This is a genomic window from Pseudacidovorax sp. 1753 (assembly GCF_040544975.1).
Taxonomy (GTDB): Bacteria; Pseudomonadota; Gammaproteobacteria; order Burkholderiales; family Burkholderiaceae_C; genus Xenophilus.
Window position 1 is genome coordinate 173,474 of the sequence record NZ_JBEPKY010000003.1, and the last position, 21,887, is coordinate 195,360.

The 21,887-nt window shown below is 66.8% G+C and carries 20 protein-coding genes; 18 read left to right on the plus strand and 2 right to left on the minus strand.

Annotation, left to right across the window (positions count from 1 at the left end; all coding sequences use genetic code 11):
* The 17 genes from rseP (at position 1) to kdoO (ending at position 19,873) form a co-directional block, all read left to right on the plus strand.
* Positions 1-1,377 carry an RIP metalloprotease RseP gene (gene rseP / locus ABIC63_RS05125; RefSeq protein WP_354318949.1) on the plus strand — a complete coding sequence of 459 codons (1,377 nt, stop codon included), beginning with the start codon at positions 1-3 and terminating at the stop codon, positions 1,375-1,377.
* A 42-nt stretch (positions 1,378-1,419) separates the two neighbouring features.
* The gene (bamA, locus tag ABIC63_RS05130) at positions 1,420-3,900 is read left to right on the plus strand and encodes an outer membrane protein assembly factor BamA (RefSeq protein ID WP_294374883.1); all 2,481 of its coding nucleotides are present in this window, start codon (positions 1,420-1,422) and stop codon (positions 3,898-3,900) included.
* Between the two features lie 8 nt (positions 3,901-3,908).
* Complete coding sequence (locus ABIC63_RS05135) at positions 3,909-4,445, plus strand: OmpH/Skp family outer membrane protein (protein ID WP_294374885.1); 537 nt, start codon at positions 3,909-3,911, stop codon at positions 4,443-4,445.
* A 10-nt stretch (positions 4,446-4,455) separates the two neighbouring features.
* Positions 4,456-5,442, plus strand: a complete 987-nt coding sequence (gene lpxD, locus ABIC63_RS05140) for a UDP-3-O-(3-hydroxymyristoyl)glucosamine N-acyltransferase (RefSeq protein ID WP_354318950.1) — start codon at positions 4,456-4,458, stop codon at positions 5,440-5,442.
* Positions 5,439-5,891, plus strand: a complete 453-nt coding sequence (gene fabZ / locus ABIC63_RS05145; protein ID WP_017761652.1) for a 3-hydroxyacyl-ACP dehydratase FabZ — start codon at positions 5,439-5,441, stop codon at positions 5,889-5,891. The genes lpxD and fabZ overlap by 4 nt, the downstream gene beginning before the upstream one ends.
* A 3-nt stretch (positions 5,892-5,894) precedes the next feature.
* Entirely contained in the window at positions 5,895-6,683 is a 789-nt protein-coding gene (gene lpxA / locus ABIC63_RS05150; protein ID WP_017761651.1) for an acyl-ACP--UDP-N-acetylglucosamine O-acyltransferase, read from the plus strand.
* A 1-nt stretch (position 6,684) separates the two neighbouring features.
* Complete coding sequence (gene lpxB, locus ABIC63_RS05155) at positions 6,685-7,839, plus strand: lipid-A-disaccharide synthase (RefSeq protein WP_354318951.1); 1,155 nt, start codon at positions 6,685-6,687, stop codon at positions 7,837-7,839.
* The gene (gene rnhB / locus ABIC63_RS05160; RefSeq protein WP_354318952.1) at positions 7,811-8,512 is read left to right on the plus strand and encodes a ribonuclease HII; all 702 of its coding nucleotides are present in this window, start codon (positions 7,811-7,813) and stop codon (positions 8,510-8,512) included. Before lpxB ends, rnhB begins: the two co-directional genes overlap by 29 nt.
* Before the next feature lie 41 nt (positions 8,513-8,553).
* Positions 8,554-9,348, plus strand: coding sequence for a TrmH family RNA methyltransferase (locus ABIC63_RS05165; RefSeq protein ID WP_354319032.1), 795 nt, complete (start codon positions 8,554-8,556; stop codon positions 9,346-9,348).
* 251 nt (positions 9,349-9,599) lie between these two features.
* Positions 9,600-11,321 carry a GGDEF domain-containing protein gene (locus tag ABIC63_RS05170; RefSeq protein ID WP_294374962.1) on the plus strand — a complete coding sequence of 574 codons (1,722 nt, stop codon included), beginning with the start codon at positions 9,600-9,602 and terminating at the stop codon, positions 11,319-11,321.
* Between the two features lie 115 nt (positions 11,322-11,436).
* Positions 11,437-12,621, plus strand: a complete 1,185-nt coding sequence (carA, locus tag ABIC63_RS05175; RefSeq protein ID WP_354318953.1) for a glutamine-hydrolyzing carbamoyl-phosphate synthase small subunit — start codon at positions 11,437-11,439, stop codon at positions 12,619-12,621.
* Complete coding sequence (carB, locus tag ABIC63_RS05180; protein ID WP_354318954.1) at positions 12,614-15,841, plus strand: carbamoyl-phosphate synthase large subunit; 3,228 nt, start codon at positions 12,614-12,616, stop codon at positions 15,839-15,841. Before carA ends, carB begins: the two co-directional genes overlap by 8 nt.
* A 68-nt stretch (positions 15,842-15,909) precedes the next feature.
* Complete coding sequence (locus tag ABIC63_RS05185) at positions 15,910-16,872, plus strand: AraC-like ligand-binding domain-containing protein (RefSeq protein ID WP_354318955.1); 963 nt, start codon at positions 15,910-15,912, stop codon at positions 16,870-16,872.
* Between the two features lie 225 nt (positions 16,873-17,097).
* Positions 17,098-17,826: an alpha/beta hydrolase gene (locus tag ABIC63_RS05190; protein ID WP_114804094.1), complete on the plus strand. Its 729-nt coding sequence runs from the start codon at positions 17,098-17,100 to the stop codon at positions 17,824-17,826.
* A gap of 212 nt (positions 17,827-18,038) precedes the next feature.
* Positions 18,039-18,515: a transcription elongation factor GreA gene (gene greA / locus ABIC63_RS05195; RefSeq protein WP_017757706.1), complete on the plus strand. Its 477-nt coding sequence runs from the start codon at positions 18,039-18,041 to the stop codon at positions 18,513-18,515.
* Positions 18,516-18,519: 4 nt separating this feature from the next.
* A complete protein-coding gene (locus ABIC63_RS05200; protein ID WP_114804095.1) occupies positions 18,520-18,924 on the plus strand; it encodes a DUF4149 domain-containing protein in 405 nt (134 codons plus the stop codon).
* A 61-nt stretch (positions 18,925-18,985) separates the two neighbouring features.
* Positions 18,986-19,873 (plus strand): Kdo hydroxylase KdoO, encoded by an 888-nt coding sequence (kdoO, locus tag ABIC63_RS05205; protein ID WP_354318956.1) that lies wholly within the window; start codon positions 18,986-18,988, stop codon positions 19,871-19,873.
* 21 nt (positions 19,874-19,894) lie between these two features.
* On the opposite strand, the gene ABIC63_RS05210 is transcribed toward kdoO, so the two are convergent.
* Together ABIC63_RS05210 and ABIC63_RS05215 are read right to left on the minus strand one after the other, a co-directional pair.
* Complete coding sequence (locus ABIC63_RS05210) at positions 19,895-20,617, minus strand: glycosyltransferase (protein WP_354319033.1); 723 nt, start codon at positions 20,615-20,617, stop codon at positions 19,895-19,897.
* Between the two features lie 72 nt (positions 20,618-20,689).
* Entirely contained in the window at positions 20,690-21,163 is a 474-nt protein-coding gene (locus tag ABIC63_RS05215; RefSeq protein ID WP_294374913.1) for a YhbY family RNA-binding protein, read from the minus strand.
* Between the two features lie 20 nt (positions 21,164-21,183).
* Here ABIC63_RS05215 and ABIC63_RS05220 point away from each other — a divergent pair, with 20 nt between their 5' ends.
* Complete coding sequence (locus tag ABIC63_RS05220) at positions 21,184-21,840, plus strand: RlmE family RNA methyltransferase (RefSeq protein WP_354318957.1); 657 nt, start codon at positions 21,184-21,186, stop codon at positions 21,838-21,840.
* The last annotated feature ends 47 nt before the right edge of the window (positions 21,841-21,887 follow it).

The window sequence follows — 21,887 nt, forward strand, 5'->3', positions numbered from 1 at the left end:
ATGCTCACCCTCGTTGCCTTCGTCGTCGCGCTGGGGCTGCTGATCGCCGTCCATGAATACGGCCATTACCGCGTGGCCGTGGCCTGCAATGTGCGGGTCATCCGTTTCTCCATCGGTTTCGGTCCCGCCTTGTTGCGGTGGAAGCCTCGCCGGCAGCGTCCCGGCCAGGACACGGAGTTCGTCGTGGGCGCGTTGCCGCTGGGCGGTTACGTGCGCATGCTCGACGAGCGCGAGGCACCGGTGGCGCCCGAAGAGCGCCATCGCGCTTTCAATACGCAACCCTTGAAGTCCCGGGCCGCCATCGTGGCTGCCGGCCCTGTGGCCAACCTGCTGCTGGCCGTTCTTCTCTACGCGGTGGTGGGATGGATCGGCGTCCAGGAGCCTGCAGCCGTGATCGGCAAGCCCGCCGAATCTTCCTTGGCTGCCCAGGCTGGGCTTCAGGGCGGCGAACGCGTGTTGGGGGTGGGGGATGATGGCGCCGACTCGCTCAGTCCCGTCTCCTCTTTCGAGGATCTTCGATGGCAGGCGACGCGAGCCGCCCTGGACGGCCGCGACCTCCGGCTCGAGATCGAAGGCGCCGCAGGCCGAGGAACGCGCGAGGTGGTGCTGCCGTTGAGCAGCATGGGTGCGCGAGATGCCGATCCGCAGATGTTCGCCAGGATCGGCCTGGCCGCGCCGTTCACCCGCCCGGTCATCGGCGAGGTCATGGCCGACGGGGCTGCGAGCCGGTCCGGCCTGAAGGCGGGCGACCAGGTCCTGTCGGTCGGCAGCACGACGGTGATCGACGGCCAGCACCTGCGCGAACTCATCCGCCGCTCGGTGGACGGGCGAGAAGGCCGCGCGCAACCCTGGCATATCGAGCGGGATGGGCGGATGCTGACGCTGGAGGTGCGGCCCGACGTCCGCGACGAGTCGGGCACCGCCATCGGACGAATCGGCGCCTATGTCGGGGCCGCGCCTGAGATGGTGACGGTGCGGCAGGGTCCGCTGGATGGCCTCGTCAAGGGCGTGCAGCGCACCTGGGAGGTGTCGACGCTGACGCTCAAGATGATGGGCAAGATGGTGATCGGGGAAGCGTCGATCAAGAACATCAGCGGGCCCCTCACCATCGCCGATTACGCGGGCAAGTCCGCCAGCCTGGGGCTGACCCAATACCTCGTCTTCCTGGCCCTCATTAGTGTGAGTCTGGGCGTACTGAACCTGCTGCCGCTGCCGGTCCTCGATGGGGGGCACCTGATGTATTATCTTTGGGAGGGCCTGACTGGCAGGGGCGTGTCCGACGCCTGGATGGAACGTCTTCAGCGCGGGGGTGTCGCGCTGCTGCTGGTGATGATGTCGATTGCACTCTTCAACGACGTGAATCGTCTCTTTGGTTAACCTTCAGCCGGCCCCTGGCGGCGCCGGCCTTCTTCTTCACACATGAACCAACAGATCAGTCGCTTTCGCCTGCGCAGCGTGGCAGCGGTGCTCACCAGTGCGTTGGCCGCGACGGCCGCCTGGGCCATTGAGCCGTTCACCGTCCGGGACATCCGCATCGAGGGCCTGCAGCGTGTCGAGCCCGGCACGGTGTTCGCTTCCATTCCCCTGCGCGTCGGCGAGACCTACACCGATGATCGCGGCTCCGCGGCCATCCGTGCGCTGTTCGACCTGGGCCTGTTCAAGGACGTACGCATCGACGTGAATGGCAATGTGGTGGTGGTGATCGTCGAGGAACGTCCCACCATTGCCGATGTCGACTTCGTGGGCGCCAAGGAGTTCGACAAGGAAGCGCTGAAGAAGGCGCTGCGCGAGGTCGGCCTGACCGACGGCCGTCCTTTCGACAAGGCGCTGGCGGATCGTGCAGAGCAGGAGCTCAAGCGCCAGTACATCTCCCGCAGCCTCTACAACGCCGAGGTGGTGACCACGGTGACGCCGATCGAACGCAACCGGGTCAACCTCACGTTCACGGTCACCGAAGGGGCGCCCGCCCGCATCCGCGACATCCGGATCGTGGGTGCCAATGCCTTCAGCGAGTCCACGCTGCTCGGGCTGTTCGACCAGGACACCGGCGGCTGGTTGTCGTGGTACACCAAGTCGAACCAGTACTCGCGCACCAAGCTCAACGCCGACCTCGAGACGCTCAAGCAGTACTACATTACGCGTGGCTACATGGAGTTCCGCGTCGACTCCACGCAGGTGGCGATCTCGCCCAACCGGCAGGATCTGTCGATCACCGTCAACATCCACGAAGGTCCGAAGTACGTCGTATCGGGTGTCCGCCTCGATGGCAACTACCTCGGGCGTGACGACGAGTTCAAATCGCTGATCACCATCAAGCCCGGCGAGGCGTACAACGGTGAGCAGGTGACGGAGACCACCAAAGCCTTCAACGACTACTTCGCCAGCTTCGGCTATGCCTTCGCCCGTGTGCAGGCCAAGCCCGAGATCGATCGCGAGAACAACCGCGTCGCGCTGGTGCTTCAGGCCGATCCGTCGCGCCGCGTCTATGTGCGCCGGATCAACGTGTCCGGCAACAACAAGACGCGCGACGAAGTGATCCGCCGCGAGTTCCGCCAATTCGAGGCTTCGTGGTACGACGGCGATCGCATCAAGCTGTCGCGCGAGCGGGTGGACCGTCTGGGCTATTTCACCGAAGTCAACGTCGATACGCAGGAAGTGCCGGGTTCGCCAGACCAGGTCGACCTGACCTACAACGTGGTCGAGAAGCCGACGGGTTCGCTGCAACTGGGCGCGGGTTTCTCGAGTTCGGACAAGATCTCGCTGAACTTCGGTATCACGCAGGAGAACGTCTTCGGATCGGGCAACTACCTCGGTCTGAACGTCAACACCAGCAAGTACTACCGCACCATCTCGCTGACCACCACGGACCCGTACTTCACGCAGGACGGCATCTCCCGGACGATCAGCGTTTTCCATCAGACCACGCGGCCCTACTACAGCACCGACGGCGACTACTCGCTCGTGGCTGAGGGCGGCTCGATCCGTTTCGGCGTGCCGTTCAGCGAAGTGGACACAGTCTTCTTCGGTGCGGGCATCGAGCGCTACAAGTTCAAGCCGGGCGATGTGCCCGACTATTCGCTGCTCGCGCTCGTCAACCCGGCGCTGGCGACCTACTACCGCGACCTGTACGGCAAGTCGATCCCGCAGGCGTACCTGAACTACTTCCAGTGCGGCTTCCAGTATGGCGCGGGCGGCTACGCCACGTCGCTGGACTGCAACCGCGACTCGGTCTGGGGCGTGCCGCTGACGGTCGGCTGGGCCCGTGACGATCGAGACAGCGCTCTGGTTCCGACCAAGGGTCGCGTGCAGCGCGCCAACCTCGAGTTCGGCGTGGGCGGCGATTTCAGCTACGGCAAGACGAGCTACCAGTTCCAGCAGTACATCCCGCTGTCCAAGCAGTACACGTTGGCCCTCAACGCCGAACTGGGATACGCCAAGGCATTCGGCGGCAAGGACTTCCCGATCTTCAAGAACTTCTATGCTGGTGGCCTGGGCTCCATCCGTGGCTTCGAGCAGAACTCGCTCGGTCCGCGCGACACGGTCACGACCGCGGCACTGGGTGGCACGAAGAAGGCCGTGTTCAACATCGAACTGAGCACGCCGTTCCCGGGCGCGGGCAATGACCGCACGCTGCGTCTCTATACCTTCCTCGACGCCGGTAACGTGTTTGCCGACCGCCGCGACGGCCAGACCGATGAGCAGTGGAAGGCGCAGCAGCGCATCCGTGCCTCCTTCGGCCTGGGGATCAGCTGGATCTCGCCGCTCGGCCCCCTGCGCATCGCCTATGCAGTGCCGATCCGGCAGCAGAAGGAAGTGCCGGACCCCAACAATCCTCTCGTCCCGCTGGTGCCGGCGGACCGCACGCAGCGCGTCCAGTTCCAGATCGGTACGGCATTCTGAGTCAGTCAATGAAGAAGATGTACTCTTGGTCTGCTGCCGCACTGCTGGCAGGCCTGATGATGACGGGCGTGGCGCACGCCCAGGAAGCGTTCCGTTTTGGCGTGGTCAATCCTGATCGCGTGATGCGCGAGGCGCCTGCGGCCAAGGCCGCCCAGACTCGCCTGGAACAGGAGTTCCTCAAGCGCGAGAAGGATCTCAAGGACCAGGAAGCGGCACTCAAGGCGGCTTCGGACAAGCTGGAGCGCGATGCGCCGACCCTGTCCGAGACGCAGCGGACCCAGCGCCAGCGCCAACTGGTCGATCAGGACCGCGATTTCCAGCGCAAGCGCCGTGAGTTCCAGGAGGACCTCAACCTGCGTCGCAGCGAAGAACTGCAGAAGGTGTACGAAAGCGCGCAACGTGCGATCAAGCAGGTCGCCGAGGCCGAGAAGTACGACGTGATCCTTCAGGATGCGGTCTACGTCAATCCCAAGCACGACATCACCGACAAGGTGATCAAGGCCCTGAACGCCGCGGCCGCTCCGAACGGCAGCGGCAGCAAGTGACGCCGGCGCCGTGAGCCTGCTTCTGGGCGAGATCGTCGCTGTGCTCGGCGGCGAGTTGCTCGGCGATGCAGCGATGGTGGTAGAGCGGCTGGAGCCGCTAAGCGCGGCCGGCCCCGCCGCCATCAGCTTCCTGAGCCACCCTCGTTATCGCAAGGAACTGTTGGCCTCCCGGGCGGGCTGCGTCATCGTGGCCCCGTCCATGCGGGACGAGGCGATGGCGCGCGGAGCCTGCCTGGTCGTCGCGGATCCCTATCTCTACTTTGCCCGGCTGACACAGCTGTGGAAGGCGCGGCACTCGCCCGTGCAACCACCGGGCATCCATCCCTCGGCAGTGGTCGATGCGGGTGCGCATGTCGATGCGACGGCGGTCATCGGTCCGCTGTGCGTGGTCGAACGCGGTGCCCGCATCGGGGCTGGCACCGTCCTCAAGTCGCGCGTCACCGTCAGCGAGGACTGCGTCATCGGTGATCGCTGCCTGCTCCACCCTGGGGTCGTCATCGGCGCCGATGGCTTCGGACTGGCGCCTCATGAAGGTGCCTGGGTCAAGATCGAGCAGCTGGGGGCGGTACGCATCGGCAACGACGTGGAGATCGGTGCCAACACCTGCATCGACCGGGGGGCGCTGGAGGACACGGTGCTCGAGGACGGCGTCAAGCTGGACAACCTCATCCAGATCGGCCACAACGTGCGCGTCGGTCGCAACACGGCCATGGCCGGTTGCGTGGGCGTGGCAGGGAGCGCCGACATCGGCGCGCAGTGCACCATCGGCGGCGGCGCGGTGGTGCTCGGTCACCTCAAGCTGGCGGATGGCGTTCATGTCTCCGCCGCCACCGTGGTCACCCGTTCGATCCTCAAGCCGGGGCAGTACACTGGCGTGTTTCCCATCGATGACAACGCGGCCTGGGAGCGCAATGCCGCCACGCTGCGTCATCTGCACCAGTTGCGCGAGCGCCTGCGCGCGCTCGAGAAGCAAGCCGCCTCTGGCCTGACACCATGACGAACACGCTCGACATCCACCAGATCCTCAAGCTCCTGCCCCATCGCTACCCCTTCCTGCTGGTCGACCGGGTGCTGGACATGGAGAAGGGCAAGCGCATCACGGCGCTGAAGAACGTGACGATGAACGAGCCGTTCTTCAACGGCCACTTTCCGCATCGCCCGGTCATGCCCGGCGTGCTGATGCTGGAGGCCATGGCGCAGGCCGCGGCACTGCTGTCCTTCCGCTCGCTGGACATCGTGCCGGACGACAACACCGTCTATTACTTTGCCGCCATCGACGGCGCACGCTTCAAGCGTCCGGTGGAGCCGGGCGACCAGCTGACGCTCGAGGTCGAGATCGACCGCATGAAAGCGGGCATTTCCAAGTTCCGGGGCCGCGCCAAGGTGGGCGAAGAACTCGCGTGCGAGGCCGAGCTGATGTGTGCCATGCGTCGCATCGAGGCCTGAGGCATGCCCCAGATCCATCCGACCGCCATCGTCGACCCGGGCGCCGAGCTGGATGCGTCGGTCAGCGTCGGCCCTTACGCCGTGATCGGGCCGAAGGTCCGCATAGGGGCGGGCACCTCCGTCGGCCCGCACTGTGTGATCGAAGGGCGCACGACCATCGGACGTGACAACCGGATCTTCCAATTCGCGTCGCTCGGGGCGATCCCCCAGGACAAGAAATACGCCGGCGAGGATACGGCGCTCGAGATTGGCGACCGCAACACGATCCGGGAGTTCTGCACCTTCAACCTGGGCGTGCCAGGCGCCGGTGGTATCACGCGCGTGGGCCACGACAACTGGATCATGGCCTACAGCCACATCGCGCACGATTGCCGGGTCGGCGACCACACCACACTGTCCAACAACACCACCCTGGCAGGCCATGTGGAACTGGGTGACTGGGTGACGGTGGGCGGCCTGGTGGGCATCCACCAGTTCGTGAAGGTGGGGGCGCATGCGATGGTCGGTTTCGCGACCGCCGTTTCCCAGGACGTCCCGCCCTTCATGCTGGTCGATGGCAATCCCATGGCCGTTCGCGGCTTCAACATCGTGGGCCTGAAGCGCCGGGATTTTTCGGCAGCGCGTCTTGCGGCCATCAAGCAGATGCATCGCCTGTTGTATCGCCAGGGCCGCACGCTCGACGACGCCCGCGCCGCCATCGACGCACTCGCCGTCGACATGCCCGATGCGGCAGTCGACGTTCAGCTGATGAGCGCCTTTCTCGCGGACAGCACGCGCGGCATTGCACGCTGACATGGCGGGGACTTCCGTGTCTTCGCGCCAGTTCGCGATGGTCGCGGGCGAGGCGTCCGGCGATCTCCTGGCCAGCCTGCTCATCGACGGTCTCAAGCCCCGTTGGCCCGACGCCTCGCTGGTGGGCATCGGTGGGCCGCAGATGCTTGCCCGCGGATTCCAGAGCTGGTGGCCCCAGGAAAAGCTCGCCGTGCGCGGCTACATCGAGGTGCTGCGCCACTATGCCGAGATCGCCGGCATCCGCAGGCACTTGCGGGCCCGCTTGCTGCGCGAATGGCCACAGCTGTTCATCGGTGTCGACGCCCCCGATTTCAACCTCGATCTCGAGGCCGCCCTGCGCGGGCGCGGCATCCGCACCGTTCACTTCGTCTGCCCCTCCATCTGGGCATGGCGGGCAGACCGCATCGAGAAGATCCGCGCCGCCGCTGACCATGTGCTGTGCATCTTCCCCTTCGAGCCTGCGCTGCTGGCGGAGCAGGGCGTCTCGGCCAGCTACGTGGGCCATCCGCTGGCGAATGTGATCCCGATGGAGGTGGATCAGCGTGCGGCCCGCCGCGCCCTGGATCTGGACGAAGACCGGCCCGTGGTCGCCCTCCTGCCCGGCAGCCGGCGTTCGGAACTGCGATATCTGGCGACACGTTTCTTTGCCGCCGCTGCGCGCATGCGGCGCAGCCGGCCGGAGCTCCAGTTCGTGGCGCCCATCATCCCCAGTCTGCGCGGGGAGGCCGAGACCTTGCTGGCGGCCAGCGAGATGGCCGGTGCGATCAGGCTCGTCGACGGCCGCTCGCACCAGGTGCTGGCCAGCTGCGATGTGACGCTGATCGCCAGCGGTACGGCCACGTTGGAGGCGGCGCTCTTCAAGCGGCCCATGGTGATCGCCTACAACATGAACCGCGTCTCCTGGCACCTCATGCACCGGCAGCAGCTGCAGCCCTGGGTGGGACTGCCGAACATCCTGTGCAGCGATTTCGTGGTGCCGGAATTGCTGCAGGAAGCTGCCACGCCGCAGGCACTCGCGGATGCCACGCTGGCGTGGCTTGACGCGCCGGAGCGCGTTGCCGCACTGCGCCAGCGGTTTACGCAACTCCATGGTGAGTTGCTGCGTGACACCCCCACACTCTGTGCCGATGCGATCGAGAAAGTCCTCCAAGCCTGAACAGGTGCCCCTCGCGTGGGATGCCCCGGGCCTGCTGGCCGGCGTGGACGAGGCCGGGCGCGGCCCCCTGGCCGGACCGGTGGTGGCGGCGGCGGTGATCCTGGACGACCTGCACCCCATCAAGGGCCTGGCCGATTCCAAGGTGCTCACGCCGCTGCGGCGCGAGAAACTGCACGACGAGATCCTGGCCAAGGCACTGTGCTGCTCGATCGCCACCGCCACGGTGGAAGAGATCGACACCCACAACATCCTGCAGGCGACGATGCTGGCCATGCGCCGCGCCGTGCAGGGCCTGCGCCTTCGACCCTCCAAGGTGCTGGTCGACGGCAACCGCCTGCCGCCCCTGGATGTGCTGGCCGAAGCCATCGTCAAGGGCGACGCACGGGTGAAGGCCATTTCCGCCGCCTCGATCCTCGCCAAGGTCCATCGGGACCGGCTGTGCCTGGCGCTGCACGATGAGTTTCCGCAGTATGGCTTTGCCGCCCACAAGGGCTATGGCACCCCCGAGCACCTGGCGGCGTTGCGCCAGCACGGTGCCTGCGTCCATCACCGGCGTTCGTTCTCGCCTGTAGCGCAGGCGCTGCAGGTGGCCGGCGTGCCGCCCGTGGTGGTGCAGGTGGAGAGCGCAGTGCGGGTGCAGATGGCCGCGTCACCGGAGCGGCTGCTGCCATGAGTGCGGGTTCGACGGGCCCGGACGGTTCCCGCTCGCCGGCCATGGCGCACCGTGCGACCGAGCCCGTGCGCATCAGCTCGCGCGACAACCCGCTTCTGAAGGATTTGCGTCGCCTGGCCCGCGATGGCGCCGCCTACCGCCGCCTGGGACGGCTCTGGCTGGAGGGGGACCACCTTTGCAGCGCGGCGCTGAATCGGGGCCTTCGGCCCGCGGCTGCGGTCTTTGCGGAATCCTTCTGGGCCCACGCGCCGAAGCAGCTCGCCGAGGCGGCGCCCAAGATCTTCCTGCTGCCGGACGCGCTGCTGGCGGAGGCCAGTGGATTGGAGTCACCCGCGCCGGTCGGCTTCCTGATGGATCTGCCTGAGCAGCATTCCGTCCAGGCGGGACTGGCGTCGGTCGTGCTCGACCGCCTTCAGGATCCCGGCAACGTCGGCTCCATCCTGCGCAGTGCATCTGCCTTTGGGTTCGGGCAGATCCTGGCACTCAAGGGAACGGTGGCGCTATGGTCGCCGAAGGTGATGCGCGCGGGCATGGGGGCGCACTTCGCCTTGCGGCTCGTTGAAGGCCTGGAGCCCGAGGCCGTGGGCGATCTTGGCCTGCCGCTGCTGGCCACGAGCTCCCATCGGGGGCTCTGGCTGCACCAGGCCCCGTTGCCCTGGCCCTGCGCCTGGATGATGGGGCACGAAGGGCAGGGGTTGGGCGCAGGGCTCGATGCGCGGGCTGATCTGCACATCCGCATTGCGCAGCCGGGCGGCGAGGAGTCGCTCAACGTCGCAGCCGCAGCCGCCGTCTGCCTTCATGCCAGCGCCGCCTTGAAGCTGTCCGCGCAGCCCTGACGAGGGAACCGCCTGGGGCGTGCAACGCGCTTCCGGGAGTGCGATTTTTCACACTTGTGCGTAACTTGCTGGGCAAGTGGCGCCCGTTGGGGCAGAATTGTGAACTTTCGTGTCAAAAACATTGACCGAGTTGGCGGGGACGTCAGCCAGGATCGTGTTTGCGCTCGTTCATGCAACATCACGGTGGCAACGGTGCGGCGCCCCAGGTGCTGAATCAGCTGGTCAATGCGGTGGTAGCGGCCGTGCTGCTGATGGCGGCGGTGTTTGCTGCCCTCGTGTTCACCTGGTCGGTCCAGCGCGTGCGTGCGGTGCACGAGATCGAAGACCAGCTGCAGGTGTATCGCCTCGCCCTGAGCGCGGTCGAACAGGTGTCCGCCGAGCGCGGGCCGATGAATGCAGCCCTCGGACGCCCCGGCCAGTTCGCGCCGACGCTGGATGCGGCGCGCCGCAAGACAGACATTTCCCTCGAAGCCCTCCGACGTGCCGCGTCGGCCTGCAGTTCCTGCCAGCTGGGCCCCTACGAATTCGCGGCCATCGAGAGCGAGTTGCAGCAGGCCCGCACGCAGGTGCAGGCCTTGCTGACGCAGACGCTCGCGCAGCGTGACCCGGGGCAGATGGCCCTGACCATCGAGCGCATGATCGGCGTCGTCGATCTCGAGTTCCGACTGATCGACCAACTCGGCCAGAACCTCCAGCGGCTCGCGCCGGAGATTGCCGCCCCGGTGACCCGGGCCCGGCTGGCCGCCCGCCTGAGGGAGAACGCAGGGCGCCTGGGCTCCCGGTTGACCGTGGCCCTGGCCACCCAGCGCGAGCTGTCCGTCCCTGAGCGGCAGGGGGTCGCCGAGCTGCTGGGACGGATCCGCCAGCTCAGCGAACTGCTGCAGGCATCGATACCTGCCGCGCAGGGCCAGGGTGAAGAAGCCCGGGCCTTTGGTCGCGTGGCCGACATCTACTTCGGCCAGGGCATGCCCTATTTCGACGCGACGCTCGAGCGCATGGCCCAGCATCGCGGTCCGACGCCTGCCGAGTTCGCGGAGGCCTATGTCCCCACCATGGCGCCGATCGTGGCGCTGCGGGACCTGGAGACCCGGCTGGCGCAGAACCATCTCTCCGGTCTGCACGATCGCGCCTGGTGGGTGCTGGTGGGCGTGGTGGTCGCCACGCTGTCGCTGACGATGCTGCTGGCCGTGGGTCTCGTGATGCTCAATCGTCGGCTGCTCTCACCCCTGCTCGACACCGTGCACCGGCTGATCGGCCTGACCCAGGAAGACACCACGTTCACGCCGCTGGCGCCGGCGCAGCGGCGCGGCGGGTATGCGCGCGAGCTGCGGACCATCTTTGCTGCTCTGCGCCACCTGGAGGAACTGCTTCAGCGCTCGATCCATGTGCGGCGGGAGCGCGATGCACTGATCGCCCGCCTGCATGTACTTGCAGGCACGGATCATCTGACCGGCCTGCCCAACCGTCGCACCTTCGAGCAGCGGCTTCTGCAGGCCAGCGCGGAAAGCGGCGGCCAGATGCTGGCGCTGATCATGTTCGACATCGACCACTTCAAGCAGATCAATGACCAGCATGGGCATGAGGTTGGCGACCAGTTGCTGCGACAACTGGCGGACCGGCTGCGGTCGACCCTGCACCGGCCCGACCAGACCGCACGTATCGGGGGCGAGGAGTTCGTGGTGTTCCAGGCCGTGGCCCGCCCGGCCGAGGCGATGGCGTTGGCGGAACACCTGCGCAGCGCCCTGGGGCGGCCGTTCTCGATTCCGGACCACGGCACCATGGCCGTGACTGCGAGCTTCGGCGTGGCGCTCACGCGCCAGAACGCGAGGCTGCACACCCATGAACTGCTGCGCCGCGCCGACCAGGCCCTCTACCGGGCGAAGCGGGCCGGGCGCAACCGCTGCGAGATGGCGGACTTCGATGTCTCGGCATACACCAGCCGGCTGGAAGGTGAGGCGGCGAGGCTACAATAGGCGGCTTTTCGCAAACCGCGTCGCCCGATTCTTTTCTTCGCCAGAAAATTCCCTAGCACCGTTCGCAGCCAGCGCGGCCACGAACCTTGGGCGACCGTCTTATCCGGAGAACCCAGTGCTTTTGTCCCTCCAAGGGTCTTTTTCGCCCGCCATCCTGGCGCTCGCTGACGGCACGGTCTTTCTCGGCAAGTCGATCGGTGCCCCGGGCACCACAGTCGGCGAGGTGGTGTTCAACACCGCCATCACCGGCTACCAGGAAATCCTCACCGACCCCAGTTACTGCCAGCAGATCGTCACCCTGACGTATCCGCACATCGGCAACTACGGCGTCAACGAGGAAGACATCGAAGCCGACAAGATCCAGGCCGCCGGGCTCATCATCAAGGACCTGCCGCTGCTGGCGTCCAACTTCCGCAAGACGCGCAGCCTGAGCGAATACCTCGCCGCCAACGGCACCGTCGCCATTGCCGGCATCGACACCCGCCGCTTGACCCGCCACCTGCGCACCCACGGTGCGCAGAACGGCACCATCGTCGGCCTGGCCGCTGGCGAGACGCCCACGCAGGAACGCATCGACGCCGCCATCGCCGCCGCCAAGGCGGCGCCTTCGATGGCCGGCCTGGACCTGGCCAAGGTGGTCTCCACCCGCCAGACCTACGAGTGGACGCAGACCGAGTGGAAGCTGGGCGCCGGCTACGGCGTGCAGATCACGCCGCGCTTCCATGTCGTGGCCTTCGACTTCGGCGTCAAGAAGAACATCCTGCGCATGCTGGCGCAGCGCGGCGCCCGCATCACGGTGGTGCCGGCGCAGACGCCTGCGGCCGACGTGCTCAAGCTCAAGCCCGATGGCGTCTTCCTGGCCAACGGCCCCGGCGATCCGGAGCCCTGCGACTACGCCATCACGGCGACGCGCGAGCTGATCGAGACCGGCATCCCCACCTTCGGCATCTGCCTGGGCCACCAGATCATGGCGCTGGCCTCGGGGGCCAAGACCTTCAAGATGAAGTTCGGCCACCATGGCGGCAACCATCCGGTGAAGGACCTGGACTCCGGCCGCGTCTCCATCACCAGCCAGAACCACGGTTTCGCGGTGGACGAGAAGACGCTGCCCGCCAACCTGCGTGCGACGCACATCAGCCTGTTCGACAACACGCTGCAGGGACTGGCCCGCACCGACAAGCCGGCCTTCTGCTTCCAGGGGCACCCCGAGGCCTCGCCCGGCCCGCACGACATCGGTTACCTCTTCGACCGCTTCACGACCCTCATCGAAAAACACAAGGCGGAGGCGGTGAATGCCTAAGCGCACAGACATCAAGAGCATCCTCATCATCGGCGCCGGCCCCATCGTCATCGGCCAGGCCTGCGAGTTCGACTACTCCGGCGTCCAGGCCTGCAAGGCGCTGCGCGAGGAGGGCTACAAGGTCATCCTGATCAACAGCAACCCCGCGACGATCATGACCGACCCGGCCACGGCCGACGTCACCTACATCGAGCCGATCACCTGGCCCACGGTCGAGAAGATCATCGCCAAGGAGCGGCCCGACGCCATCCTTCCCACCATGGGCGGCCAGACGGCGCTCAATTGCGCGCTTGACCTGTGGCGCAATGGCGTGCTCGACAAGTACAAGGTCGAGCTGATCGGCGCCACGCCCGAGGCCATCGACAAGGCCGAAGACCGCCTGAAGTTCAAGGACGCGATGACCAAGATCGGCCTGGGCTCGGCGCGCTCGGGCATCGCCCACAGCATGGAAGAAGCCTGGGCGGTTCAGAAGAGCGTCGGGTTCCCGACCGTGATCCGGCCCAGCTTCACACTGGGCGGCACCGGCGGCGGCATCGCCTACAACCCGGAAGAGTTCGAGACCATCTGCAAGCGCGGCCTGGAAGCCTCGCCCACCAACGAGCTGTTGATCGAAGAGTCGCTGCTCGGCTGGAAGGAGTACGAGATGGAAGTGGTCCGCGACAAGGCGGACAACTGCATCATCGTGTGCTCGATCGAAAACCTGGATCCGATGGGCGTGCACACGGGCGACTCCATCACCGTCGCGCCGGCGCAGACGCTGACCGACAAGGAATACCAGATCATGCGCAACGCCAGCCTGGCGGTGCTGCGCGAGATCGGCGTGGACACGGGCGGCTCCAACGTGCAGTTCTCGGTCAATCCGAAGGACGGCCGGATGATCGTCATCGAGATGAACCCGCGCGTGTCGCGCTCGTCGGCGCTGGCCTCCAAGGCCACGGGCTTTCCGATCGCCAAGGTCGCGGCCAAGCTGGCCGTGGGCTACACGCTCGATGAACTGCGCAACGAGATCACGGGCGGCGCCACGCCGGCCTCCTTCGAGCCCAGCATCGACTACGTGGTCACCAAGATCCCGCGCTTCGCCTTCGAGAAGTTCCCGCAGGCCGATTCGCGCCTGACCACGCAGATGAAGTCCGTGGGCGAGGTGATGGCCATGGGCCGCACCTTCCAGGAGTCCTTCCAGAAGGCGCTGCGCGGCCTGGAAGTGGGCGTGGACGGCATGAACGAGAAGACCCAGGACCGCGAAGTGCTCGAGAAGGAACTGGGCGAGCCCGGCCCCGAGCGCATCTGGTACGTGGGCGATGCCTTCGCCCAGGGCCTGAGCGTGGACGAGGTGTTCGACCTCACCAAGATCGACCGCTGGTTCCTGGTGCAGATCGAGGAGATCGTGAAGATCGAGCTCGAGCTGGAGACCAAGAGCCTGGACGACATCGACGCCGACACGCTGCGCGTGCTCAAGCAGAAGGGCTTCTCTGACCGCCGTCTGGCGCGCCAGCTCAAGACCACCGACAAGGCCATCCGCGACAAGCGCCGCGCCCTGGGCATCCGCCCGGTCTACAAGCGCGTGGACACCTGCGCGGCCGAGTTCGCCACCGACACGGCCTACATGTACTCCACGTACGACGAGGAGTGCGAGGCCGAGCCGACGACCAACAAGAAGATCATGGTGCTCGGCGGCGGTCCCAACCGCATCGGCCAGGGCATCGAGTTCGACTACTGCTGCGTGCATGCGGCGCTGGCGATGCGCGAGGACGGGTATGAGACCATCATGGTCAACTGCAACCCCGAGACCGTCTCGACCGACTACGACACCTCCGACCGCCTGTACTTCGAGCCGCTGACGCTGGAAGACGTGCTGGAGATCGTCGACAAGGAAAAGCCCACCGGCGTGATCGTGCAGTACGGCGGCCAGACGCCGCTGAAGCTCGCGCTCGACCTGGAGGCCAACGGCGTGCCGATCATCGGCACCACGCCGGACATGATCGACGCTGCGGAAGACCGCGAGCGCTTCTCGGCGCTGCTGCGCGAACTGAATCTCAAGCAGCCGCCCAACGCCACCGCCCGTACCGAGGCCGAGGCGCTGGAAAAGGCCTCGTCGCTGGGCTATCCGCTGGTCGTGCGTCCCAGCTACGTGCTCGGCGGCCGTGCGATGGAGATCGTGCACGAGCAACGCGATCTGGAGCGCTACATGCGCGAGGCCGTCAAGGTGAGCAACGACTCGCCGGTGTTGCTGGACCGCTTCCTGAACGACGCCGTCGAATGCGACGTGGACTGCATCCGCGATGCCGAGGGCGCAACGCTCATCGGCGGCGTGATGGAGCACATCGAGCAGGCCGGCGTTCATTCGGGCGACTCTGCCTGCTCGCTGCCGCCCTACAGCCTCAAGGCCGAGACCATCGCCGAACTCAAGCGTCAGAGCGCGGCCATGGCCAAGGCGTTGAACGTGGTTGGCCTGATGAACGTGCAGTTCGCCATCCAGGAAAAAGATGGTCAGGACGTGATCTACGTGCTGGAAGTGAACCCGCGCGCCTCGCGCACGGTGCCCTATGTGAGCAAGGCCACGGGCGTCCAGCTGGCCAAGGTGGCGGCGCGCTGCATGGCCGGCCAGTCGCTGGCCAGCCAGGGCGTCACCAAGGAAGTCACGCCGCCGTACTTCAGCGTCAAGGAGGCGGTGTTCCCCTTCGTCAAGTTCCCGGGCGTCGATCCGATCCTCGGGCCGGAGATGAAGTCCACCGGCGAGGTGATGGGCGTGGGCAAGACCTTCGGCGAGGCCTTCGTCAAGAGCCAGCTGGGCGCCGGCACCATCCTGCCGAAGTCGGGCAAGGTCTTCATCTCGGTGAAGAACAACGACAAGGCCCGTGCGGTCGAATGCGCCCGCGGCCTGGCCAAGCTGGGCTTCGAGCTGGTCGCCACCAAGGGCACGGCCGCGGCCATCCAGGCGGCGGGCCTCAACTGCGCGGTGGTCAACAAGGTGACCGAAGGCCGTCCGCACATCGTGGACATGATCAAGAACAACGAGATCGCCCTGGTCATCAACACGGTGGAAGAGCGCCGCAACGCCATCACCGATTCCCGCCTGATCCGCACCTCGGCGCTGCTGGCCCGTGTGACGACCATCACGACGATCTTCGGCGCCGAAGCGGCTGTCGAGGGCATGCAGCACCTGCAGGACCTGGGCGTGATCTCGGTGCAGGAGATGCACGCGGAGCTGGCCGGCGCCTGATCGCCGCGGCGAGCGATCCCTGGGGCTCGCCCGCTTGCATGGCACGGGCGGATCGCTAGAGTGCGCGCATGCCGCCCGCACCGCCTGCCATCGCCGAGCACCGACGCCTCTGGAGCACGGAGGCCGTCGAATGCAACGAGCGGCTGGACTACTGGGTCGGCGCGATCTGCGAGGCCTTCCTCGAGATGGACTGCTGCTCGCGCGAGGCCGAGGCCTTCGGCGGGCAGCTCGCGAGCCGCGACATTGAGGAGCTTTCGGTCAACCAGGTCATCGCGTCCACGCAGGACGTCTACAGAACGCCGGCCGGCATTGCCCGCAGCCGGCGTTCCCATTTCTACCTGATCGGTCAGGCCGACCGGCCCTGGCATGTGCGCCAGGGTGGCCAGGTGGCGCATCTGCGTCCTGGCGATGCGGCCCTGGTCGATGCCGCGGTGCCGTACGAGCTGCACTTTCCGCAGGGCGTGCATTGCGTGTCGGTGCAGCTTCCACGGGCCTGGGTTGCGCAATGGTTGAGCGGGCCGGAGGCGCATGGCCCCCGCGTGGCATGGCACGACCAGGGCTGGGGCCGCAGCCTGGGGGCGCTGCTGGTGCAGCTCGCGCGCGATCCGGACACCGCGGCCGCCATGCCCGCGCCCATGTTCGCGCAGCACCTGGGCGCACTGATGGGCGCGGCCTTCGAGCCGCCGCGGGCAGAGGAGGGCGCCTGCGTCAGCCTGCACGGCCGGCTGCTGACCCTGATGCGCGCGCAACTCGACCAGCCGGGCCTGCGGGCCGAGGTGCTGGCCCACGGGGCAGGCGTTTCGCTGCGGACGCTGCATCGCGCCTTTGCCGCGGCGGGCGGCACCTTCGCGGGCACGCTCCGGTCCCTGCGCATCGAGCGGGCGCAGGCGCTGTTGACGCAGCCCCGGCTTGCCCATCTGGGCATTGGCGAAATCGGCCGGCGCTGCGGCTTCGCCGATGCGTCGCACTTCGTGCGTGAGTTCCAGCGGAGTGTCGGGGCGACGCCGGCGGCCTGGCGTCGCAGGCGCTGAGTTGCGGGCGTTTCGTCGCGCGCGGTCGCGCGGCTGGATCGGGTCGCGCCAGCTGAGCCGGGTTGCGGCGGTCGTGCTGCACAGCGGTCGTCATGGCACGGGGCGTCCATGCATGTGGCTCTTGCAGGCCATCGCGGGCCCCACCGGCCCTCTAAGGTCAGCCCTGCGCCGGCCACGGTTTTTTTCCTGCGGCCGGCTGCCTTGATCATCGAATGGAGCAACCCCATGGCAGACACCTACGTTCTCGTGCATGGCGCCTGGCACACCGGCGCCGAGATGGAAGCGACCGCGCAATTCCTTCGTGAGCGCGGCCACGTCGTCCACTGTCCCACGTTGGCCGGCAATCGTCCGGGCGACGACCGATCCGTCATCGGCCTGGCCGATGCCGTCGACTCCCTGGCGGCCTTCATCGAGCAGCAGGATCTGAAGGACGTCCGGCTCGTAGGACACAGCTACGGCGGCATGGTCATCAGCCACATGCCGCACCGGCTTCCGGGGCGCATCCGTCGCCTCGTCTACTGGAACGCCTTCGTGCCGCTGGATGGGCAATGCCTCAACGACATGGTGCCGCCACACTACCGAGAACTCTTCGACGGCGTGGCGGCGGCCAATGGTCAGGCGGTGATGCTGCCTTTTCCGATCTGGCGCGAATCCTTCATCAACGACGCTGACGAGGCTCTGGCGCGCAGCACCTATGCGCTGCTCAATCCGCACCCCTACCGCACGTTCACCGAACCGGCCGTCCTGCCGCAGCCGCTGGCTGCACTGGAGGTGGGCAAGAGCTACCTCAATGCCCAGCAGGACACCGCGCTGCCGCACAGCCTGCCGTGGCATCCGCGTCTGTCCGAGCGGCTGGGGCTGTTCCGGCTGGTGGAGTGCGCGGGCAGCCATGAGCTGTGCTTTTCCAATCCGTCCCTGCTCGCCGCGAAGATCGAGGAGGCGGGCCGCGACTGATGTCACCGGATCGCCTGCCTCGTCCGTGCGGGTTTTGACCCGGCCGCAACAGCCGGCATAATCGAATGACCGACACCGCCCGGCTCCGGCCCGGCGGTGTCGTTCTTTTTTGCCGCCGGCCCATGCCGCTGTGCGCGTCGCGCATCGGTGGGGCAGCCCCTCCTTGGGATGGGCCGCCCGGGCTTCTTTGACAGACCAGAACGACGACGGACATGGCCACCATTCCCATCACCAAGCGTGGCGCAGAAAAGCTGCGCGAAGAACTCCATCGCCTGAAGACGGTGGAGCGTCCCTCCGTGATCAACGCCATCGCCGAAGCGCGCGCCCAGGGCGACCTGAGCGAGAACGCCGACTACGACGCTGCCAAGGACCGACAGGGCTTCATCGAAGGCCGCATCCAGGAGATCGAAGGCAAGCTGTCTGCTGCGCAGGTCATCGATCCTTCCGAAATCGACGGCGGTGGCAAGGTTGTCTTCGGCGCGACGGTCGAGCTCGAGGAAGAGTCCACCGGCGACACCGTCAAGTACCAGATCGTCGGCGAGGACGAGGCCGACCTGAAGCAGGGTCTGATCAACATTTCCAGCCCCATCGCCCGTGCCCTGATCGGCAAGGAAGAAGGCGACGTGGCCGAGGTGCAGGCGCCTGGTGGTGTCAAGCGCTACGAGATCGTCGGCGTCAGCTACGCCTGAGCACATGGCCTGGAAACCGCGGGTGGCCTTGATGGCCGCCGGGCTCTGGTGGGGCAGTCTCACGGCAATCGGCTTCGTCGCTGTGCCGCTGCTGTTCATGCACCTGCCCACGCCCGCGCTCGCCGGGGCGACCGCGGCCAAGCTGTTCTCCGCCCAGACCTGGATCACCGTGGGCTGCGTGCTCCTCATGCTGGTGGCGATGGGCCGCCGGGACGAGGGCGAGCCGGAGACGCCCCCGGGCGTGGTGATGCTGATGCTCGGCGGCTTGCTGCTGGCCCTGCTGGTGGAGTACGCCGTCGCGCCGCGGATCGTCGCGCGCGAGAACCTTCGCCTGTGGCACGGCGTGGGAACGGCCATGTACGCAGCGCAATGGCTGTGTGCGGGTGCAACCCTGTGGCGTAGAGCCTAGCGAAGGCGCGTCCCGCCACTTGGTGGCACCATGGCCGGTCATAACAACATCAAGAATGACCATGGATTCCCAGATCATCGAGATCACTGCCTCGTCCGTGGGGCAGTTGCAAGAAAACCCGGAATGGACCGCCGCGCTCGAGTCCGGCAAGGTGCTGTACTTCCCGCACCTCGGCTTCGGCCTGAAAGCTGAGGAGCAGGCGCTGCTTCGCCCCGAGATGCGCGATCCGAAGTCCCGCAACATCAGCCTCGATGCCGACGGCCGACTCAAAGGCTTGGCGGGCGAGGGCGCCGTCCAGGCCGCCGTCACCGCCTGGATGGGCCGATTCCGGGTCCAGTCGCAGGAGTTGATCGCGCGGCTGCTGCCTGGCTACCAGCACAAGTTGCGGCTGGCTCCCACGAGCCTGCGTCCTTCGGAGGTGGAGAGCCGCGAGCAGTCATGGCGCGCCGACGACCGCCGGCTGCACGTGGATGCCTTCCCCTCGCGGCCCAACCGGGGCGAGCGCATCCTGCGCGTGTTCACCAACATCCATCCCTCGGGTGGCGAGCGCGTCTGGCGCGTGGGCGAGCCGTTCGAGACCGTCGCCCGCACCTTCCTGCCGCGCGCCAAGCCCTATGCGCTCTGGCAGGCCAAGGCGCTGGCGGCGCTGCATGTGACCAAGTCGCTGCGCAGCGAGTACGACCACCTCATGCTCCAGTTGCATGACGGCATGAAGCGTGACCTGGACTACCAGCGCAACTCGCCGCAGCAGACCGTCCACTTCCCGGCAGGCTCGACCTGGGTCTGCTTTTCGGACCAGACTTCGCATGCCGCGATGTCGGGCCAGTACATGATGGAGCAGACCCTGTTCCTGCGCGCTGGCGGCGAGTACGACCATGCGGCGAGCCCGCTGGGCATCCTCACGCGCCTCACGGGGCGGTCGCTCGTGGGCGCAGACGCGGCGGGCTGAACGAGACCCGCGCAGGCGCGGCTATTCGCGCCAGTGCTCGTCGACCCAGGCGGCGGGCTCGATATGCCGGAAGCGCCGGTTACGTCGGCCCGCGAGCGCGTCCGGCGGATTGCATTCCCCATGGAAGATGACGATGCGGGCACCGGGCGGCACCACGGGCGCCTTCCAAAGGTTGGTGGGCCAGGGCGGGATGCTGTGGTACTTGAAACTCGGGCACCACTCGGCTGGCCAGTAGCTCAGCTTGCCCTGGCGATGCAGGAAGGCAGACAGGTAGGCCTGTTCGTTGCGGTATTGCCGCGGCACCTCGTCCATGTGGGCGCGGAAGTACGCCAGCACGTCCGCATGGGCACCCAGCTCGAAGCGATAGACCGAGGAATTGCCCGTCACCCGTTCGCCGAATCGCCAGAAGCGCGGGTAGTCGTGGATGATGAGGAATTCACCGGGTTGCTCGAAGAAGGCATCCAGGCCGCCGACGATCACCACGTCGAGGTCGACGAACAGCGCCGTGCCGCGCAGGCCGTGCAGGTCCGCTTCGAAGGTGGTGAGCTTGCGCCAGGCACGGTCGGGCTGGCCGGGCTTGAGCTCCATTGCCAGTTGCGGGATGGGCAGGCAGCGCACCTCGGGGCGGATGCCCCGGTCGTCGTCCGTGAGGCAGACGAAGCTGAAGTCGCCGGTCATGTGCCGGCGGGCCATTGCATAAAGACGGTTGACGTAGTGGGGCCCGTACTTGGTGCCCCACTTCATGCACAGGATGTGCCGTTGGCTCTCCGCCGGCGCGCCATCGGCAGCGCTGGCGGCTGAAATCGCGCTCACGCGTCAGTCCTGCCGCTTCTTGATGGATTTCTGCTTGGGCTTGGCGCGCTTGACCAGTCCGCCGGGCGTGAGGCGCTGGTTGCCCAGCACGCGCAGCATCTTGACCTCCGGCCGCTGGCCGCCACGCTTGCTGTACTTGAGGATCTTGACGTCGCGCGGGCCGGGCATGCGGTCCTCGTCCTCTTCGCCGCGGGTCTTGGCCGGCTTGGGACGCCAAAGCACGAGCAACTTGCCGATGTGCTGGATGGGCGCGGCGTCCAGGGCATCGGCCAGCTCGCCCAGCATGGCTTCACGGGCGAGGCGGTCGTCGGAGAAGACGCGGATCTTGATGAGACCGTGTGCCTTGAGGGCCGCGTCGGCTTCCTTCTTGACGGCGTCGGTGAGCCCGTCGCTGCCGATCATGACGATCGGGTCGAGGTGGTGGGCGTCCGCACGATGCGCCTTGCGCTGTGCGGGAGTCAGTTGAATGGCGGGCATCCCCGTATTATCGAGCCCGCATGAAAGTCCGCACCCAGAGCAAGAAGGTCAACAAGGCCTGGCTCAACGATCACGTCAACGATCCTTACGTCAAACTGGCCGCGAAGGAGGGTTATCGCGCCCGCGCGGCCTACAAGCTCAGGGAGATCGACGAAGCCTTCGGCCTGGTGCGGCCGGGGCAGGTGGTGGTGGATCTGGGGTCCACACCGGGTGCCTGGAGCCAGTACCTGCGCCGGCGCATGGCACCCGTGGGCGCGGCGCAAGGTGCGCTGGACGGGACGCTGATCGCTTTGGACATCCTGCCGATGGAACCGATCGAAGGCGTCGTCTTCCTGCAGGGGGACTTTCGTGAGCCGGAGGTGCTGGCGCAACTGGAGGCTGCCGTCGCCGGGCGGCCGGTGGATCTGGTGGTGTCGGACATGGCCCCGAATCTGTCCGGCATCGAGTCGGCGGACGCGGCGCGCGTCGAGAACCTGGTGGAACTGGCCTTGGATTTCGCGCTCCATCACCTGCGTCCTGAAGGGGCCCTGGTGACGAAGGTTTTTCATGGTGCCGCCTATGACCCGCTGGTGCGCCTGTTCAAGGCGACGTTCAAGGTGGTGAAGCCCCACAAGCCCAAGTCGTCGCGGGACCGCTCGTCGGAAACCTTCCTCGTGGGGATCGGACTGAAGTCTTGATGCGCCGCAGCTTCAGTGCGATTCGAATTTTGTAACCGTGCTGGCCC

What these genes read in the sequence shown, in the direction of transcription:
- rseP (WP_354318949.1), top strand. Translation starts at nt 1, where the DNA reads ATGCTCACCCTCGTTGCCTTCGTCGTCGCGCTGGGGCTGCTGATCGCC.
- bamA (WP_294374883.1), top strand. Translation starts at nt 1,420, where the DNA reads ATGAACCAACAGATCAGTCGCTTTCGCCTGCGCAGCGTGGCAGCGGTG.
- ABIC63_RS05135 (WP_294374885.1), top strand. Translation starts at nt 3,909, where the DNA reads ATGAAGAAGATGTACTCTTGGTCTGCTGCCGCACTGCTGGCAGGCCTG.
- fabZ (WP_017761652.1), top strand. Translation starts at nt 5,439, where the DNA reads ATGACGAACACGCTCGACATCCACCAGATCCTCAAGCTCCTGCCCCAT.
- lpxA (WP_017761651.1), top strand. Translation starts at nt 5,895, where the DNA reads ATGCCCCAGATCCATCCGACCGCCATCGTCGACCCGGGCGCCGAGCTG.
- lpxB (WP_354318951.1), top strand. Translation starts at nt 6,685, where the DNA reads ATGGCGGGGACTTCCGTGTCTTCGCGCCAGTTCGCGATGGTCGCGGGC.
- rnhB (WP_354318952.1), top strand. Translation starts at nt 7,811, where the DNA reads ATGCGATCGAGAAAGTCCTCCAAGCCTGAACAGGTGCCCCTCGCGTGG.
- ABIC63_RS05165 (WP_354319032.1), top strand. Translation starts at nt 8,554, where the DNA reads ATGGCGCACCGTGCGACCGAGCCCGTGCGCATCAGCTCGCGCGACAAC.
- ABIC63_RS05170 (WP_294374962.1), top strand. Translation starts at nt 9,600, where the DNA reads ATGGCGGCGGTGTTTGCTGCCCTCGTGTTCACCTGGTCGGTCCAGCGC.
- carB (WP_354318954.1), top strand. Translation starts at nt 12,614, where the DNA reads ATGCCTAAGCGCACAGACATCAAGAGCATCCTCATCATCGGCGCCGGC.
- ABIC63_RS05185 (WP_354318955.1), top strand. Translation starts at nt 15,910, where the DNA reads ATGCCGCCCGCACCGCCTGCCATCGCCGAGCACCGACGCCTCTGGAGC.
- ABIC63_RS05190 (WP_114804094.1), top strand. Translation starts at nt 17,098, where the DNA reads ATGGCAGACACCTACGTTCTCGTGCATGGCGCCTGGCACACCGGCGCC.
- greA (WP_017757706.1), top strand. Translation starts at nt 18,039, where the DNA reads ATGGCCACCATTCCCATCACCAAGCGTGGCGCAGAAAAGCTGCGCGAA.
- ABIC63_RS05200 (WP_114804095.1), top strand. Translation starts at nt 18,520, where the DNA reads ATGGCCTGGAAACCGCGGGTGGCCTTGATGGCCGCCGGGCTCTGGTGG.
- kdoO (WP_354318956.1), top strand. Translation starts at nt 18,986, where the DNA reads ATGGATTCCCAGATCATCGAGATCACTGCCTCGTCCGTGGGGCAGTTG.
- ABIC63_RS05210 (WP_354319033.1), bottom strand. Translation starts at nt 20,617, where the DNA reads ATGAAGTGGGGCACCAAGTACGGGCCCCACTACGTCAACCGTCTTTAT.
- ABIC63_RS05215 (WP_294374913.1), bottom strand. Translation starts at nt 21,163, where the DNA reads ATGCCCGCCATTCAACTGACTCCCGCACAGCGCAAGGCGCATCGTGCG.
- ABIC63_RS05220 (WP_354318957.1), top strand. Translation starts at nt 21,184, where the DNA reads ATGAAAGTCCGCACCCAGAGCAAGAAGGTCAACAAGGCCTGGCTCAAC.